Annotated in this window: 14 protein-coding genes; 2 read left to right on the top strand and 12 right to left on the bottom strand. The window is 63.0% G+C overall.

Annotated elements, in window-relative coordinates; genetic code table 11:
• Nucleotides 1-19 precede the first annotated feature (19 nt).
• The 8 genes from LGQ03_RS10400 to LGQ03_RS10435 all read right to left on the bottom strand — a co-directional run bounded on the left by LGQ03_RS10400 (nt 20) and on the right by LGQ03_RS10435 (nt 8278).
• Nucleotides 20-847 carry an SMP-30/gluconolactonase/LRE family protein gene (locus tag LGQ03_RS10400; RefSeq protein WP_226748337.1) on the bottom strand — a complete coding sequence of 276 codons (828 nt, stop codon included), beginning with the start codon at nt 845-847 and terminating at the stop codon, nt 20-22.
• Nucleotides 844-1449 carry a 2-dehydro-3-deoxy-6-phosphogalactonate aldolase gene (locus LGQ03_RS10405; protein WP_226748338.1) on the bottom strand — a complete coding sequence of 202 codons (606 nt, stop codon included), beginning with the start codon at nt 1447-1449 and terminating at the stop codon, nt 844-846. The genes LGQ03_RS10400 and LGQ03_RS10405 overlap by 4 nt, the downstream gene beginning before the upstream one ends.
• The gene (locus LGQ03_RS10410; RefSeq protein ID WP_226748339.1) at nt 1446-2333 is read right to left on the bottom strand and encodes a 2-dehydro-3-deoxygalactonokinase; all 888 of its coding nucleotides are present in this window, start codon (nt 2331-2333) and stop codon (nt 1446-1448) included. Before LGQ03_RS10410 ends, LGQ03_RS10405 begins: the two co-directional genes overlap by 4 nt.
• The gene (locus tag LGQ03_RS10415) at nt 2330-3052 is read right to left on the bottom strand and encodes an SDR family NAD(P)-dependent oxidoreductase (protein ID WP_226748340.1); all 723 of its coding nucleotides are present in this window, start codon (nt 3050-3052) and stop codon (nt 2330-2332) included. The genes LGQ03_RS10410 and LGQ03_RS10415 overlap by 4 nt, the downstream gene beginning before the upstream one ends.
• Nucleotides 3049-5127 carry an alpha-galactosidase gene (locus LGQ03_RS10420; protein ID WP_226748341.1) on the bottom strand — a complete coding sequence of 693 codons (2079 nt, stop codon included), beginning with the start codon at nt 5125-5127 and terminating at the stop codon, nt 3049-3051. Before LGQ03_RS10420 ends, LGQ03_RS10415 begins: the two co-directional genes overlap by 4 nt.
• Entirely contained in the window at nt 5127-5975 is an 849-nt protein-coding gene (locus LGQ03_RS10425; protein ID WP_226748342.1) for a carbohydrate ABC transporter permease, read from the bottom strand. The genes LGQ03_RS10420 and LGQ03_RS10425 overlap by 1 nt, the downstream gene beginning before the upstream one ends.
• Nucleotides 5975-6925, bottom strand: coding sequence for a carbohydrate ABC transporter permease (locus LGQ03_RS10430; protein WP_226748343.1), 951 nt, complete (start codon nt 6923-6925; stop codon nt 5975-5977). The genes LGQ03_RS10425 and LGQ03_RS10430 overlap by 1 nt, the downstream gene beginning before the upstream one ends.
• A gap of 102 nt (nt 6926-7027) precedes the next feature.
• Nucleotides 7028-8278 carry an ABC transporter substrate-binding protein gene (locus tag LGQ03_RS10435; RefSeq protein ID WP_226748344.1) on the bottom strand — a complete coding sequence of 417 codons (1251 nt, stop codon included), beginning with the start codon at nt 8276-8278 and terminating at the stop codon, nt 7028-7030.
• Between the two features lie 107 nt (nt 8279-8385).
• On the opposite strand from LGQ03_RS10435, the gene LGQ03_RS10440 reads away from it, so the two are divergent.
• Together LGQ03_RS10440 and LGQ03_RS10445 are read left to right on the top strand one after the other, a co-directional pair.
• Nucleotides 8386-9192, top strand: a complete 807-nt coding sequence (locus LGQ03_RS10440) for an IclR family transcriptional regulator (RefSeq protein WP_226748345.1) — start codon at nt 8386-8388, stop codon at nt 9190-9192.
• 3 nt (nt 9193-9195) lie between these two features.
• Nucleotides 9196-10254 carry an ABC transporter ATP-binding protein gene (locus LGQ03_RS10445; protein WP_226748346.1) on the top strand — a complete coding sequence of 353 codons (1059 nt, stop codon included), beginning with the start codon at nt 9196-9198 and terminating at the stop codon, nt 10252-10254.
• Between the two features lie 73 nt (nt 10255-10327).
• On the opposite strand, the gene LGQ03_RS10450 is transcribed toward LGQ03_RS10445, so the two are convergent.
• The 4 genes from LGQ03_RS10450 to LGQ03_RS10465 all read right to left on the bottom strand — a co-directional run bounded on the left by LGQ03_RS10450 (nt 10328) and on the right by LGQ03_RS10465 (nt 15772).
• A complete protein-coding gene (locus LGQ03_RS10450) occupies nt 10328-11197 on the bottom strand; it encodes a dimethyl sulfoxide reductase anchor subunit family protein (RefSeq protein WP_226748347.1) in 870 nt (289 codons plus the stop codon).
• Nucleotides 11197-11955 carry a 4Fe-4S dicluster domain-containing protein gene (locus LGQ03_RS10455; protein WP_226748348.1) on the bottom strand — a complete coding sequence of 253 codons (759 nt, stop codon included), beginning with the start codon at nt 11953-11955 and terminating at the stop codon, nt 11197-11199. Before LGQ03_RS10455 ends, LGQ03_RS10450 begins: the two co-directional genes overlap by 1 nt.
• Nucleotides 11956-12091: 136 nt before the next feature.
• Entirely contained in the window at nt 12092-14917 is a 2826-nt protein-coding gene (locus LGQ03_RS10460) for a molybdopterin oxidoreductase family protein (protein WP_226748349.1), read from the bottom strand.
• Between the two features lie 111 nt (nt 14918-15028).
• Nucleotides 15029-15772, bottom strand: coding sequence for a TSUP family transporter (locus tag LGQ03_RS10465; protein ID WP_226748350.1), 744 nt, complete (start codon nt 15770-15772; stop codon nt 15029-15031).
• Between the last annotated feature and the right edge of the window lie 49 nt (nt 15773-15821).

Below are 15821 nucleotides of genomic sequence, written 5' to 3' on the forward strand. Positions count from 1 at the left end.
TGTCGGGACGGGGGACGCGTCACAGGATGACGCGGTGTTCCCGTTGGCCGGTGTAGGATGTTTCGATCGCATAGGTGCGACCTTGATCGTCGTCGGGATCGCTGATGCCCTGTCGCGCTGTGGTGACGAACAGCGTCTGCATGTGCGGACCGCCAAAGGCCGGACAGGACGCATGGCGTCCCGGCACGGCAAAGGCCTCGATGAACTGCCCTTGTGGGTCATAGACCGCGACCCGGCCCGCACCCCATTGAGCCGAAAAGAGGTTGCCTGCGCTGTCCACGACTGACCCATCAGGGTTCAGATCGGTCCCCTGAAGGTCAATCTGCACGCGCGGACTGCCCTGTGGCCAACCCTCTGCATCCAGATCGACAGCCATGATCTGTTGCGTCGGGGTGTCGGTGAAATAGGCCGTCTTGCCGTCAGGCGCAAAGCAGATGGAATTCGAGATGGTGATGTCGGCGAACAGGCAACGCAGCTCGTTGCGGTAGAACCGCCAGATCGACCCCGCGCCGGGTTCTGCATCCAGGCCCATCGTGCCGATCCAGAACCCGCCCTGCGGGTCTGCGCGTCCGTCGTTGGACCGGGTATGGGCGCGGTCATCCTCGAGGTTGGTCAGGATCACGTCGGCACCGGTGGCAATGTCGAAACGGTGCAGCGCACGCGCAGAGGCGATCAGCAAGGTATCGCGGTCGACCCAGCCTGCGGCACTGACATGGTCGGGAAAATCCCAGGATTGACCCTTGGTGTGCAGACGCTTGTTCAGTATATCGAACCAGAACAGCTGCTGCCGTTCGGGATGCCACAGGGGGCCTTCACCCAGTGCACAAAGGCTGCTGTCATGTATCATGCTGCGGCCTGATCGTAGGCGGCCACGATGGCCCGCGCGCGGCTGCCGACCTCTGCTGCCGTCATTCCGGGTTGATAGAGTGCAGAGCCGATCCCGAACCCATCGGCCCCCCCGGCCATCCATTCGCCAAAGTTTTCAGGCCCCGCGCCGCCGACGGCATAGACCGGTGTCTCGGCCGGCAGGACCGCGCGCATCGCCTTGATGCCCTCAGGTCCGATCAGGCTGGCTGGAAAGATCTTCAGCCCGTCGGCACCGGCCTTCAACGCGGCGAAACATTCCGTCGGTGTCATGACACCGGGCCAGCTGGACATGCCTTCGGCCTTGGTTGCCGCGATCACGCGGGCATCGCAGTTGGGCGACACGATCAGGCGGCCACCGACTTGTTTGACCCGCTTGACGTCCTCGGGCGATAAAACGGTGCCTGCACCGATGACGGCCCGATCGCCATGCGCATCCGTCATGGCCTGAATGCTGGCAAAGGGGTCAGGTGAATTCAGCGGCACCTCGACCCAGGTGATGCCCGCATCAATGCAGGCCTCGCAGACAACCGCGGCCTCGGGTGGTGTGACACCGCGCAAAATGGCGATCAGGGGACGGGTCATGCAGTTTCCTTCCAAAGACGATAGGCGGCGGTCAGGCCGGTCAGCGTGGCGCGTTCGGCGTTGACCTGTGTGGCCGCGACGCCTTGTGTCGACAATGCCGTGACATAGAGATGGGACAGCGCGCCCGCGCCGATCACCGCGACCTGCTGACCCAGCCAATAGGGCTTGGTTGCGGCCAGCTCTGCCCCGATCAGCAGGCCCGACAGACGCGCCCGGGCCTGCGCCTGCGGCAACCCGTTCAGCAGACCTTCGGCACGCAGGGTGAACATGCGGGCGGCCAGACGTTCGGGGCGGGATATGCCGTCGTCCAATCCGGTCGCAAACCCGTCATCGTCCCAGCCATCCCCGCAGGAATGACGCAGTACCGTGTGGCCCGTCAGCGCCGCGAACATGTCGCCTGTCATGCAGGTCTGAAAGCTGACGACCTCGTCCGCGCTGATGTGGACCCATTTCGTATGCGTGCCGGGCAGGCAGATCACACCATCCCAGCGCGGGTTCTGCGCCAGAAATCCTGCAATCTGCGTTTCCTCGCCGCGCATCACATCGGCTGGGCTGGCCTGTTTCAGCCCGGGAATGATGTTGACGCTCAGCCGGCTGCTGTGCGTGGTGGCGAAACCGCCAGAGAGTGGCGTGCAAGGTACGGCGGTATAGGGGGCCTCGGCCCAGCCCTGACGTGATCCGACCATGCCGCAGGCGATGACCGGGGCCGCGTCCCAATCCGCGCACAAGCGGTCCAGCGCAGGGGCAAAGCCCGCCTGATCCAAGGTGCCCATGCCTTCGTCGCTGGTCGCCTCGGCCAACACGCTGCCACTGTCGGACATGGCCCAGACCCGCAGGTTGGACGTCCCCCAGTCAACGGCGATCCAGGCAGGTGAAATGGTCATGATGTGAACGCCAGCCCGCCGTCCACGCACAGGGCCTGACCTGTCATCATGCGGCTGAGGTCGGACGCCAGAAACAGCGCCGTGCCGCACAGATCCTCGGGGGCCAGATGCGCCTTGAGGCATTGACGTTCCATGAAATCGGCCAGCGCCTCGGGCGTGACCCATTTTTCCAGCTGCTTGTCGGTCAGCACCCAACCCGGCAGGATCGAATTGACGCGGATGCCACGCGGTCCCAGCTCGCGTGCCAATGCGCGTGACAGGCCGATGATGCCCGCGTTCGCGGTGACATAGGGGGTCATGCCGCCGCTGGCGATCTGCACGGACCCGGACGACATGTTGATGATCGACGCCCCCTCTGACATCACCCGCGCAGCCGCTTGGGCTGCAAAGAAATAGGGTTGCAGGTTCACCGCGATCATCCCGTCCCACATGTCCTGTGTGACGTCATCCAGTGCCATGCGCTGATCGTTGGCGGCGTTGTTCAGCAGGCAATGCAGCGGGCCTGCCTGCGCGATCGCCGCCTGAAGTGCGACCGTATCAGTGATGTCGCAGCGCAGGTAGGTGACGCCGTCCACGGCATCGGCCGGGTCCGCGATATCCAGCGACGTGACCCGCATCCCTTGCGCGGCAAAGGCCCGCACATAGGCGTCACCGATGCCGGATGCGCCACCGGTAATCACGATGCCACGGCCCGCCAGTTCCGGGAATGTCGCGGTCATAGGCGTTCTCCTTGCAGCACCCACATGCTGTCGGGCACAGCATAGGGCAGGGCGAGCCCGGCTTCCATCAGGGCGCGCCCCGAAAGTGTGACTGGCCCGCTTTTGAGTGCGGGCGTACCGCGTGACAGGGTGGACAAATCCTCTGGGTTGACGATCTGCACACGGTAGGTCGCGTCAGCGTCAAGGCCGGTCAGGCGCAGCGGTCGCGGCGCGATCTGGCTGCTGGTCGCGGCCTTGCCGGCAAAGACCACGAAACGGTCGCCGCGGGCGGACAGTTGCTGTTCGGCGATCACGGCAGGATCGGCGCTGTCCAGCCGCAGGATATCGGCGTGGCGCATCCAGTCGCGGTTCGCCTTGAACCAGTTCGTGATGCGCGTCAGCGTTTCGGCCTCTTGATCGGTCAATTCGCGCGGGTCCATCTCGAACCCCATGTGACGCTGTGCGGCGACCCAACCGCGAAAGGCGATGTCGTGGATGCGCCCGGTCGTGTGGCATTTGCGCGGGCCGACGTGACTGCCAGTGACGGCTGCCGGCAGAAACAGGGCTGCATCATGCTGGATACGCAACCGTTCCAGCGCGTCGTTGCAATCCGACAGCCAGACCCGCTGCGTGCGCTGCATGACGCCAAAATCGATACGTCCGCCGCCCGATGCGCAGGATTCGATCTCGACCCCGGGATGGGCCGCGCGCAGGCGGTCCAGCAGGTCATAGGTGCCGCGTGTCTGATCGGCGCTAGCATAGGGCAGGACGCGGTTGTGATCCCATTTGACGTAATCGACCGCGTGGTGCGCCAGCACCGCGTCAATCCGCATGAACAGATGGTCGCGCACCGCAGGGTTGGCCATGTCCAGCACGTATTGCTGACGACCCAGTGGCTGGTCCATCGGCCCCAGAATCCAGTCGGGATGCGCGCGGGCCAGATCGCTGTCGGCGTTGATCATCTCCGGTTCGAACCAGATGCCGAAGGTCATGCCAAGCGCTGCGATATGGTCGATCAGCGGCGTCAGTCCATCGGGGTACTTGCGTGGATCAATGGTCCAGTCCCCCAGCGACGTGGTGTCGTCGTCGCGTCGCCCGAACCAGCCGTCGTCCAGCACGAAACGCTCTGCCCCGATGGCGGCGGCGCGGTCAGCGATGGCGGTGAGGGCTGGCAGATCGTGGTCGAAATAGATCGCTTCCCAGCAATTGTAATGCACCGGGCGCGGGGTGTCGGGTTTGGGCCATGTCACAACACGGTCGCGCAGGTGGCGCTGATAGGCGGTGGCGCAGCCGTTGAACCCGCTGTCGGAAAACGTGGCGTAGATGGGTGCTGTCTGGAACCGTGTGGCAGGGGCCGTGTCCAGCCCCGTCGCATGGCCGAATTGCACTTGACGGCGCCCGTCCTGCAATTCCTCGACCAGCATCTTGTGCCCGCCCGACCAGCCGTAGTGGATCGCCCAGGCCTGGCCGGCGGTATTGGTCGTGCCGCGCGCGGGCATGATGCAGGCGGGAAAATGTTCGTGCCCCGTACGTCCCGTGCGATTGTCGCGGGCGCGGATACCGGGTGACCAGGGCGTGCGATTGGTCTGGAATTCGTCGCACCAGCGGCCTGCGAAATCGATCACCTCGTCCGCCAGTTGCGGGGCAGGCAGCACCGGTGCCGCCAGCCAGTCGCACAAGACCGGAGTGGCACTGTCCAGCGTGGTGCGCGCCACCAGCATCCGCGTGCCTGCGTCCAGCAGCAGATGGAACGTCAGCGTCAGACCCAGATCCCTGTCAGCACAGACAAGCGTCAGCCCGTCATCGGCGCTGACCGCCGTCGTGGTGAACACAGGGCGCAAGGGGCTGCCGTCCGCGCCGCGCACTGTCAGACCGGGTTGCCCCGGAAAGGCATCGGCGGTTTGCGGGCACAGCGTCAGCGCCGGATTGGCGTCCAGTGATCCACCGGTCATGTCGATGCGCACCGCATCCGTCAGTGCCGTCAGGTTTTCTGCATCCGGCAGGCGTGCGCCCCAATAGACGCAGGCCGGCAGGCCCGTCGCAGGCACATGCAGAACCAGCGTTTGTCGATCGTCGTCCAGTCGGTAATGGGTCATTATTTGACCGCCCCAAGCGTCAGGCCGGCGATGAAGTGCTTCTGCATCAGAAAGAACATCACCACGGGCGGCAGTGCCGCCACGATGCTGCCCGCACTCATCAAGTGATACGCCGCCCGGAACTGGCTGTTGAATTCGGTGATACCTGCCGTGACGGGCTGCGCGCCCGGTCCCTGCGTCAGCACCACGGCCCAGAAATAATCGTTCCAGATGAACGTAAAGATCAGCACGGCGAGGGCCGCCAACGCGGGTTTCATCAAGGGCAGGATCACGTAGAGGAAAATCCGCCATTCCGCCACGCCTTCGACCCGCGCGGCCTCGACCAGGCTGTAGGGCAGGGCGCGGATGAAATTGCGCATGAACAATGTGCAGAATCCGGTCTGGAATGCGACATGGAACAGCACCAGCCCCATGATCGTGTCATACATCCCCAGGCTAATCGTCAGGTCGCGCACCGGCACCATCAGGATCTGGAACGGCACGAAATTGCCCGCGATAAAGATGAAGAACAGCAACAGGTTGCCACGAAACTTGTAGATCCCCAGCGCGAACCCCGCCATGGCCGACAGCGCGACAGCGCCGATCATCGTGGGAATCGTGATCAGCAGGGAATTGAGCAGATAGCGGGGCATGTTCGATTCAAAGAACACGCGCCCGTAGTTGGTGAAGCCTTCGAATGACGACGGCCAGCCCCAATAGTTGCCGTTGGTGAAATCGGCGTCGGGTTTGATGGAAAACAGCGCGACGGCAATCAACGGCAACAGCCAGACGATCAACGCCAAGGGCAAAAACGCCTGATAGCCAATCTGTGCGGTGCGGGACCGTTTGGCGATAGGTGTCGGAAACATTAACGTGCCCCCCGTTCGTCACGGTACATCGACCACAGGAAATAGGCGATGAAAAACAACATGATAAAGAAGAGGACGACGGCGATTGCGGCACCGTATCCCATGCGGAACCCGAATTCGGACAGCGATTCCTCGAACATGTAGAACGACAGCACGCGGGTCGATCCGAACGGGCCGCCATTGGTCATCACGCTGATCAGGTCGAACGACCGCAGCGCACCGATGATCGTCACGACGAAGGCGATGAAGGTCGCGGGCTTCAACTGTGGCAGGATCACGTACCACAGCATGCGCCAACCCTTTGCGCCGTCCAGACGGGCGGCCTCGACTTGTTCGGGGTCGACGGAATTAAGCCCCGTCAGATACAGGATCATGCAATAAGCGGTCTGCGGCCACAGGCCCGCGGCAATGATGCCGTAGGTCGCCATGTCAGGATCGCCAAGCACGTTGATCGGACCCGCACCGACCAGCCCCAGAATGGCATTCAGCAGCCCTTCGCGCGGCAGGTAGAACCACGAAAACACGAGGCCCACAACGACCTGAGAGATGACGAAAGGAAAGAAGAACAACGATTTGTACAGGCGGATGCCCGTCACCGTCTGATTGAGGAACAACGCGATGAACAGACCCAGCGGAATCGCCAGCAGATACAGGATCAACCAGCGCAGGTTGTTCCAGAACGACACCTCGAACTTGCGGTCGATGTTCTGTTCACCGATGCCCAGCAGACGGTCGTAGTTGGCCATGCCGACCCAGGTCTTTTCGCCCAGACCGTCCCATTCGTGAAACGAAATCCAGAACGACTGGCCGATCGGCACGATCACGTAGACCGCAAAGAACAGCATGGCAGGCGCCAGGAATAACCATGGCGTCAGGGCAATTTCGTTGCGCTTGTACCACCCGCGCGTGGCAGGGGGATGGCGGTCGGGAACGATGGGGGCTGTGGCCATTGGGGGCACCTTTGGACCTGTTCAACACATGCGAAAACGGCAGCAATCGCCGCTTGCGAATGGGTTGACGGCGCGGGGCAGGCCCGCGCCGTCGGTCGTTGATTACTGGTAGATGCGTGCGCGCGTTTCTTCGAGACGCATCAGGATGTCGTCCAGGTTGTCCGGGAACACCATGAATTCCTGCAGGCCTTCCATGCCGACAGAGGCCATTTCGGCGTCAAAGTCGCGGTCAAAGAACTGCATGATGCCGCCGGATGCATTGCTGGACAGCATCTCGAACCCTTCCTGCAGGAACTTGTCGTCGCTGATCGACGCCTCAGAGTTCACCGGCAGCTGACCCAGCGCGTCGCCCGCGTTGATCTTGGACTGGTTGTCGGCAGAGGTCACGAAACGCAGGAACGCCTTGGCGTTGTCCATGTTTTCCGCACCCGATGCGATGTGGAACGTATCAGTCGGTGCGTCCTCGGCGTAGTCCACGTCGGGGTTGATCTTGGGGAACTGGTAGAAATCCAGCTGGTCATCGGTCAGACCACCTTCACGCATGGCTGCCACGGCAAAGTTGCCCATCAGATAGGATGCGGCCTCTCCATTCAGCATGAAGGGCAGGGCCTCTTGCCAGCTGTAGGTCTGGTGGTCGTCGATGAACGCGCCCATGTCGATCAGCTGACGCCAGTTGGCGAATGTCTGGCGCACGCGCTCGTCGGTCCATTCGACCTCGCCGCGGGCCAGCTGCATGTGGAAATCATAACCATTGGTGCGGCTGTTAATGTAGTCGAACCAACCGCCAGCGGTCCACAGGAACTTGGTCCCGATGGTGTAGCACTTGCGCCCGCTGTCCAGAATCGCCTGACAGTTTGCCAGCTCTTCTTCCCAGGTGGCGGGTTCGGAAAGGCCCAGCTCTTCAAAGATATCTTTGCGGTAGTAAACGCCCCACTGGTAATAGGTGTAGGGCACGCCCCACTGCTTGTCGTCCAGCGTCATGGCACCCTTGGTGGATTCCAGCGCTGCGAACTGCTCTTCGGCCCACAGGTCCGAGATGTCGGCGAACAGGCCTGCATCCACATAGGGGCGCATGCGGTTGGCGGCGTACCAGTTGACGACGTCCGGCGGGTTGGCACCCAGGGCGTTGCGGATCTGCGTTTTCCATGCTTCGCGGTCGACGATCGTCAGCTCGATATCCAGGTCGGGGTTCATCGCCTGGAAATCGGCGACCATGCCTTCCATCACCGCGCGCGGTGCGGGGTTCGACATGTCCGAGATGATTTTCAGCTCGCCGGTCAGTTCGGCACTTGCCGTGCTGGCGATGGCTGCCGCGACGGCCGCAGCGAATGAAGTCTTGATGATGGAACGCATGATATCCTCCCAGATGCTTTCCGATAAGTTCCACTATTTGAAACTTGGTTTTGGATATTGATACTAAAGCGCAGAGCCGCTAACGTGTCAACACGGGAGGATGATCCATGACGACACGACGCGATGGCACCGTCGGCAAGGCGCTGGACGTGCTGGACCAGGTTGCCGATTTCGGCCGGCCTGTCCGGTTTTCCGAGGTGCTGGAACGTGCGGATTACCCCAAACCCACGCTCTACCGTCTGATGCAGACGCTGACTCATCAGGGCATGCTGCAATTCGACGCCGAACGGCAAACCTATTCGCCCGGCGCGCGTCTGGTGCGGCTCGCGCATACGGCATGGGCGCAATCCTCGCTGGTGCAGGTGGCCAGTCCACATATTCAAAAACTCAGCGCAGAAACGGGTGAAACCGTACACTTGGCGCAGATCGACGCAGGGCAGGTCCTGTATCTGGATAAACGCAACGCCGCCGAACCGGTGCCGATGTACAGTCAGGCTGGCCGCGTCGGCCCGGTCTATTGCACGGGCGTGGGCAAGGTGATGCTGGCCCATCTGCCCGACGATCAGGCACAGAACGTGATTTCACAACAGTCGTTTCATCGCTTTACGCCGCAGACGATCACGACCGCCGCTGCACTGGATCAGGAAATCAGGGCGATTCGCGCGGATGGCTTCGCCTTTGACCGCGAAGAACACGAGCCCGGAATCATCTGTGTGGCCCTCCCGGTGATCAGCGACAATGGACGCGTGCTGGGTGCGGTCTCCGTCACCAGCACCACGCAGCGCACGTCGCTGGCCGCCCTTCAGGCGCTGGCCCCGCGTGTGCGCGATGCAGCACAGGCCATCGCACGCGATGCCCAAAGCTGGAGCTTCCCAGCCCAGACCACCCAAGAATTCAAGTTAGCGGGGGAATAACCCATGTCCGGTGTCACACTGAAGAACGTCAAGAAATCCTACGGCGAGGCGCAGGTCATCCACGGGATCGACCTGGAAATCGAGGATGGCGAATTCTGCGTTTTCGTCGGTCCTTCGGGCTGCGGGAAATCCACGCTTCTACGGATGGTCGCAGGGCTCGAGGAAACGACATCGGGCCAGATCGACATCGGCGCCCGCGACGTGACCCGGCTTGACCCCAGCGATCGCGGTGTTGCGATGGTGTTCCAGACCTACGCGCTTTATCCGCATATGACCGTGCGCGACAACATGGGGTTCGGCCTGAAAATGAACGGCCACCCCAAGGCCGAGATCCGCGAAAAAGTGGCGGAGGCATCGCGCATCCTCAAACTCGATGACTACCTCGACCGCAAACCGGCGGCCCTGTCAGGCGGTCAGCGTCAGCGGGTCAGCATTGGCCGCGCCATCGTGCGCGGACCAGAGGTGTTCTTGTTCGACGAACCACTGTCCAACCTCGATGCGGAATTGCGGGTCGAGATGCGGGTCGAAATCGCCCGCCTGCACAAGGACATCGGCGCCACGATGATCTACGTCACTCACGACCAGGTCGAGGCGATGACCCTCGCGGACAAGATCGTGGTCCTGCGCAAAGGCGTAATCGAACAGGTCGGCGCGCCCATGGACCTCTACCGCAATCCCGACAACAAGTTCGTGGCGGGTTTCATCGGTAGCCCTGCGATGAACTTCATGGAAGGCACCCTTGCGGGCGGAAAACTGACCGTGCCTGCGATGCGCGGCACCTTCGATCTGCCGCTGACCGCCAGCGGCGACAGGGCTGTCGACGTCGGCATGCGCGCCGAACATCTGACAGTCGATGCGGGCGGCGATACGCACACCGTCGACCTCACGGAAAGCCTGGGCGGCGTCTCTTATGTCTATCTGGTAGGCGACACGGGTGAGCGGCTGGTGATCGAGGAACGCGGTGACCACCGGTCCAGCCTGGGCGATCGTGTGGGTGTCAGCATCGACGCCAGCCGCATCTATCTATTTGACAAAACCAGCGGTCAACGCATCCGTAGCTAGGGGCCCGACCCTACGCCTCTTCTTCTGGTTGGAAATATCCCGGGGGAGGGCGCAGCCCGGGGGCAGCGCCCCCTCAACGCTTGCCGTAATACAGACCCACGACATGTTCGGCCTGCGCGAAAAACAGCCAGCGCAGGCACAGCACGCCCAGCACATGAGACAGTACCGCGACACCCGCTGTCAGATGGGTCAGTCCAACCGCCAGGATCGGCAGCGGCACGCCAAAGGCCAGAAACATGCCGATGAGGCGCAGATAAAAGGCGTGCTTGCGTCCGACGACGTAAACGAATTCGCGCAACAGATAATTCGGCCCCGAATGCGGTGGCAAAAAGGCGCGGACCTCGCCCAGATCGCCCAGGCCCGTTGCACTGCCCGTTGTCGTGCCAGAACGGTCAAATCGCGTGTCCCCGGTGACCCAGGCGATAATCTGCACGACAGCGCCCAGCGTCAGCAGGGCCAGTGCCGCAGCCCCCTGATTGGCCAGCAATGCGCCGCCCCCCAGAGACAGCGTGAAAAAAAGCGCGGGCGTGGTCCAATGGCGCCAACGTGGCACGGTGCGCAACTGGGCATAGATCATTGCGGTCGTGCCCACAGTCACCAGACATCCAAGGCTGACCAGCCAGCCCAGAGGTGCGAGATATCTGCCAAAAAGTGCGGCCAGCGCCAGCACGCCCCCCAGCAGCAACGTGACGATGGCGGCGATGCCTTCACGCGACAGCCAGCTGGTGCGCCATTGGGTCAGTGCCTTGGCCGCGCGTTCCGGCCGGCCCAGATGAAAGGTCGAAGCCAGCAAGCCGCCCACAGCGCCGACATAGGCGATGACATAGAACCCCAGCGCCACCAGTCCGGTCGGTGCAGGCAGGCCCAGACCCAGCCAGAACAGCAGGCCGAATCCCAACCCTGAAAACGTCGTGAACGCGATGACGGACGGTGCGGGGTGCATCAGCGCGCGCCTCCGGGCAGGGCGGACAGGGCCCGGTCGATCCAGGCGACCAACCCCTTGCCATCGGTTGCCACAGGGGCCAGCAGCGGGGCGAGAATGTCGATTTCGTCCGCATCGCGCGGGCGCGGCGGCAGGTATTTGTTCACCGGCTTTGTGCCCTGCTCCGGCATCAGGTCGAACCCGCCACGTTCGGCAACCAACTGGCTGACAGCACTTTCGGGATCGCCCAGATCACCGAAATGCCGCGCCCCCGACGGGCAGGTGCGCACGCAGGCCGGGGTGCGGTCCACCTCTGGCAGGTTTTCGTTATAGATCCGGTCGACACAGAGCGTGCATTTCTTCATCACCCCGGCGGCGGCGTCGAGTTCGCGCGCACCATATGGGCAGGCCCAGGCGCACAGGCTGCACCCGATGCAGGCGTCCTCGTTCACCAGAACGATCCCGTCCTCGGCGCGTTTGTAGCTCGCACCGGTCGGGCAGACGGTGACGCAGGGCGCATCCTCGCAGTGCAGGCAGGATTTGGGAAAATGGACCTGTTGGGCAGGGCCTGTTTCTGGCTGCACCTCGTAGCTGTGGACGCGGTTGAGAAAGGTGCCGGATGGTTCAGCGCCGTAGGGATCGCTGTCTGACAGGGCCGCGCCGTAATTTTCGGTATTCCAGCCTTTGCAGGCGACGACACAGGCATGACACCCGACGCAGGTGTCCAGATCGATCACCAGACCCAGCTTGACGTCCGAAGGGGGGGGCAGCTGCGTCATGCGGCGGACGCCTCCGGCGGGAGTATTTGGGGCAAGATGATGCTGGTCGCCGCGGGATCGGACCATGTCGCCACGTACCAGACGAAAGAGCCGATGGTGAAGGCAAGGAAGGCAGCGATCAGGAGAAGTGTCATTTTCACGGTTTGCCGACCTTCCAGCGCAGGGTTTTGGGTGTGTCCGGGTTTGGCATATCGAGCGCTGGCAGAACAGGCTGGGATTCCGCGGGCGCGCCGGATCGTTCGATTTTCACCCGCAGGTCAAACCACGCCGCTTGCCCGGTGACGGGGTCGGAGTTGGACCAGCGCAACCCATCGCCCTTGGGCGGCAGCAATTCGTGGATCAGGTGGTTCAGCAGAAATCCCTTGGTGGCCTCTGGCGCGTTTTCGTCCAGGGCCCAGGCACCTTTGCGTTTGCCGATCGCATTCCAGGTCCAGACGGTATTGGGGTTCAGGCTGGCCTGATGGGCGACGGGCACAGTGATGGACCCGTGCGCGCTGGTGACACGTGCCCAGTCGCCGTCCTTGAATTTGTGTTTTTCCCAGACCGCTGTCGGGACATAGAGCGGATTATGTCCGTGGATTTGCCGCAGCCAGGCATTCTGCCCACCCCAGCTGTGATACATCGCGGCAGGCCGCTGGGTCAGCGCATGTAGGTTGTATTCGGCCGGGTCGACATGGCCGTCCTCGAACGGGGGATACCAGATCGGCAATGGGTCCATCGTGACCTTGATCTGGCCACGCAAGTGGTCTGGCGGCTGACGGTCGCCATGCCCCTCGGCCGCCAACTGAAACCGGCGCAGGGGTTCGACGTATAGCTGAAAGATATAGGGCGCAGGCGCATCATAGAGGCCCGTTTCAACCGCCCAATCTTGATAGGCGCGGTTGAACGGTTTGTAATAGGCGGCACCTTCCGGGACATGTTTGATCCAGAACCCGCCATTTGCGATATAGGCGTCGATCTGGCTGTCGTTGGGATCGCCGCGCCCATGCTGAAGGCCGTGTTCGCCCACGCGCCAGCCAGCAAGCGGGCCTATGCCGGGACGCCGCAGGTGTTGTTGGATGTAGTCGGCATAGTTCGCGTATTTTGTGCTGCCGTCGGCGTTCACAAACCCCGGCAGGCCCAGCCGTCCGCCCAGATCGCAAAGTACCGATTGAAACCCGCGCACGTCGCGGTCGGGTTCCACCACGGGCCAGCGGATCGCGTCTGCGGCGGCGTCCGCCTCGCAGATCGGGCGGTCCAGCAGGCTGATGCAATCGTGGCGTTCCAGATAGGTTGTGTCGGGCAGAATCAGGTCGGCATAGGCCACCATTTCGGACCTGTAGGCGTCGGCGTAGATGATACGCGGAATGACGTAGTCACCGTTTTCGTCCGTGTCGGTCAGCATCTTCATCACACCGCGCGTGTTCATGGATGAATTCCACGACATGTTCGCCATGAACATGAACAGCGTGTCGATCTTGTACGGATCGCCCGCGTGGGCGTTGGAAATGACCATGTGCATCAACCCGTGGGCCGACAGCGGATTTTCCCAGGTGAACGCCTTGTCGATGCGGGCGGGCCCGCCGTCGGGTGCCAGACACAGGTCATCGGGTCCCTGCGGATAGCCCAGATGCGGGCCGTTCAGGGCCTGACCCGGCACCACCTTGCAGTGTGGTTTGGGATGGGCTGTCGCGGGTTTGGGGTAGGGTGGTTTGAACCGCATGCCGCCGGGGGTTTCGACCGAGCCGATCAGAATTTGCAGCATGTGCAGGGCGCGACAGGTCTGGAACCCGTTGGAATGAGCGGAAATACCGCGCATGGCGTGCATGCTGACGGGGCGGCCCACCATGGTCTTGTGCACCTTGCCGCGAAAATCGGTCCATTCGCGGTCGAGCACGATTTCCTGATTGAACGCCACATCCGCAATGTCGGCGGCCAGGCGGCGGATGCGGGCGGCGGGGATGCCGACGCGGTCGGCCACGTTTTCGGGGGCGTGGACCGGATCAGTGTAGCGATCGGCCATCAGGTGAAAAACACTGACATGGGTGGTGCCGCGTTGACGCAATTTGCCCGTCAGCAGGGGTTCGACACCCTGGCCGTTCCACGGCGCGGGTTTGCCGGTGTTGCGGTCGATAACCAGCGGTTGCAGGTCGTCGTCGCGCAGGAAAAGCCCGTATTCCGGCGATTTCGGGTCCTGATTGACCAGGACGCTGGCGTTGGAGAACCGCGCCAGATAGTCCGTGTCGATCTTGCCTGCGGTCATCAGGCAATGCACCAGTGCCAGGATCAGCAGACCGTCGTTGCCGGGAGTGACGCCGAACCAGTCGTCGGCGACGGCGTTATAGCCCGTCCGCACCGGGTTGACGCCGACCATGCGCGCGCCACGCGCCTTGAGTTTGCCGATGCCCATCTTGATCGGGTTGCTGTCGTGGTCTTCTGCCACGCCGAACAGCAAAAACAGCTTGGTGCGGTCCCAGTCGGGCTGGCCGAATTCCCAGAATGCGCCGCCCATGGTGTAAATGCCCGCCGCCGCCATGTTGACGCTGCAAAACCCGCCATGGGCGGCATAGTTCGGCGTGCCGAATCCCTGCGCCCAGAGGCCCGTGAACGACTGCGACTGATCCCGCCCGGTAAAAAACGCCAGTTTTTCGGGGGCGGTGTCCCGGATCGGTTTCAGCCAGCTGACGGCAAGGTCCAGCGCCTCGTCCCAGCTGATTTCTTCGTATTGGCCAGACCCGCGCGGACCCGTCCGTTTCATGGGTGCGCGCAGGCGCGACGGCGCGTTGTGCTGCATGATGCCGGCGCTGCCCTTGGCACACAGGACGCCCTGATTGACCGGATGGTCGCGGTTGCCTTCGATATAGGCGACCTTGCCGTCCTTCATGTGCACGTCGATGCCGCAGCGACAGGCACACATGTAGCAAGTCGTCTTGCGGATTTCGTCGGATACCTTGGGTGACAGGTCGATGACGGGCTGGGTCATGGGCGGCCAGCAATGGTTGCGGTCTGCACGGGCTGCTCCTGCGGCGTGGTCCTTGGGGGTCAACTCTAGCCTCTTTTCGGGTGGGCCGTCCATGCGCGGTTGCGGGGGTGGTCAGCTCAGCAGCGCGCGGATGATGCCGGCCGCCGCCAGTATCAGCAGCAGCCAGACGCCAAAGCGGCGGAACGCCGCAGGCGGTGCGGCGGCAAAGCGGCGGTTGCCCAGCAGGGTGCCCGCGACCAGGATCGGCAAGGCCCAAAGTGCGGCCACAAAGGTTTGCGTCGTGATGTTGCCGCCCAATCCCATCAACGGCAAGGTCAGAAGGTCGATGCCTGTCAGAAACACGATCATCGTCGCGCGAAAGGTGGCGGGCGGCATCGGCTGTGCGGTCAGACAGGCCGCGACCGGCAGGCCACCCACACCTGCGGCATTGGCGATCCCCGCGATCATGCCGACACCGGTATGGGCGGGCAGGGACAGGCGGGATTTCAAGGTCCATCCCGCCAGCATCACCAGTGCCATTGCAAGGATGATGGTCGAGACGGCCAGCCTGACGGTTTCGGTCGGCAGCGCCAGCACTGCCATGATCGCAAGCGGCAGGGTGAGTGCCGCACCCAGCAGCATCCAGACCACCCGCAGCCAGTCGACGTGGCCCCGGATCCCGCGTGCCTGCACCGCGGTCATCGCGATTTCCCCCATGAACACCACGGGAATGAGCGGCACCGGGTCAGTCACCAAAGCCGCAAAGGCAAGAAAGATCGCAGAGAACCCAAAGCCGGAATAGCCCCGCACGAGCGCCGCGGCAAAGAGGGCCACGGCCAGTGCTGCGACCAGCGTCAGGGGTAAATCAAACGGCATCAGGCATGCAGGCGTCGAGGGGCGCTGCCCCGCCGCTGCGCGGCCCCCG

The sequence above is a fragment of the Loktanella gaetbuli genome, assembly GCF_020531945.1.
Taxonomy (GTDB): Bacteria; Pseudomonadota; Alphaproteobacteria; order Rhodobacterales; family Rhodobacteraceae; genus Loktanella; species Loktanella gaetbuli.

What these genes read in the sequence shown, in the direction of transcription:
- LGQ03_RS10460 (WP_226748349.1), bottom strand. Translation starts at nt 14,917, where the DNA reads ATGACCCAGCCCGTCATCGACCTGTCACCCAAGGTATCCGACGAAATC.
- LGQ03_RS10420 (WP_226748341.1), bottom strand. Translation starts at nt 5,127, where the DNA reads ATGACCCATTACCGACTGGACGACGATCGACAAACGCTGGTTCTGCAT.
- LGQ03_RS10400 (WP_226748337.1), bottom strand. Translation starts at nt 847, where the DNA reads ATGATACATGACAGCAGCCTTTGTGCACTGGGTGAAGGCCCCCTGTGG.
- LGQ03_RS10430 (WP_226748343.1), bottom strand. Translation starts at nt 6,925, where the DNA reads ATGGCCACAGCCCCCATCGTTCCCGACCGCCATCCCCCTGCCACGCGC.
- LGQ03_RS10435 (WP_226748344.1), bottom strand. Translation starts at nt 8,278, where the DNA reads ATGCGTTCCATCATCAAGACTTCATTCGCTGCGGCCGTCGCGGCAGCC.
- LGQ03_RS10405 (WP_226748338.1), bottom strand. Translation starts at nt 1,449, where the DNA reads ATGACCCGTCCCCTGATCGCCATTTTGCGCGGTGTCACACCACCCGAG.
- LGQ03_RS10415 (WP_226748340.1), bottom strand. Translation starts at nt 3,052, where the DNA reads ATGACCGCGACATTCCCGGAACTGGCGGGCCGTGGCATCGTGATTACC.
- LGQ03_RS10440 (WP_226748345.1), top strand. Translation starts at nt 8,386, where the DNA reads ATGACGACACGACGCGATGGCACCGTCGGCAAGGCGCTGGACGTGCTG.
- LGQ03_RS10455 (WP_226748348.1), bottom strand. Translation starts at nt 11,955, where the DNA reads ATGACGCAGCTGCCCCCCCCTTCGGACGTCAAGCTGGGTCTGGTGATC.
- LGQ03_RS10445 (WP_226748346.1), top strand. Translation starts at nt 9,196, where the DNA reads ATGTCCGGTGTCACACTGAAGAACGTCAAGAAATCCTACGGCGAGGCG.
- LGQ03_RS10465 (WP_226748350.1), bottom strand. Translation starts at nt 15,772, where the DNA reads ATGCCGTTTGATTTACCCCTGACGCTGGTCGCAGCACTGGCCGTGGCC.
- LGQ03_RS10450 (WP_226748347.1), bottom strand. Translation starts at nt 11,197, where the DNA reads ATGCACCCCGCACCGTCCGTCATCGCGTTCACGACGTTTTCAGGGTTG.
- LGQ03_RS10425 (WP_226748342.1), bottom strand. Translation starts at nt 5,975, where the DNA reads ATGTTTCCGACACCTATCGCCAAACGGTCCCGCACCGCACAGATTGGC.
- LGQ03_RS10410 (WP_226748339.1), bottom strand. Translation starts at nt 2,333, where the DNA reads ATGACCATTTCACCTGCCTGGATCGCCGTTGACTGGGGGACGTCCAAC.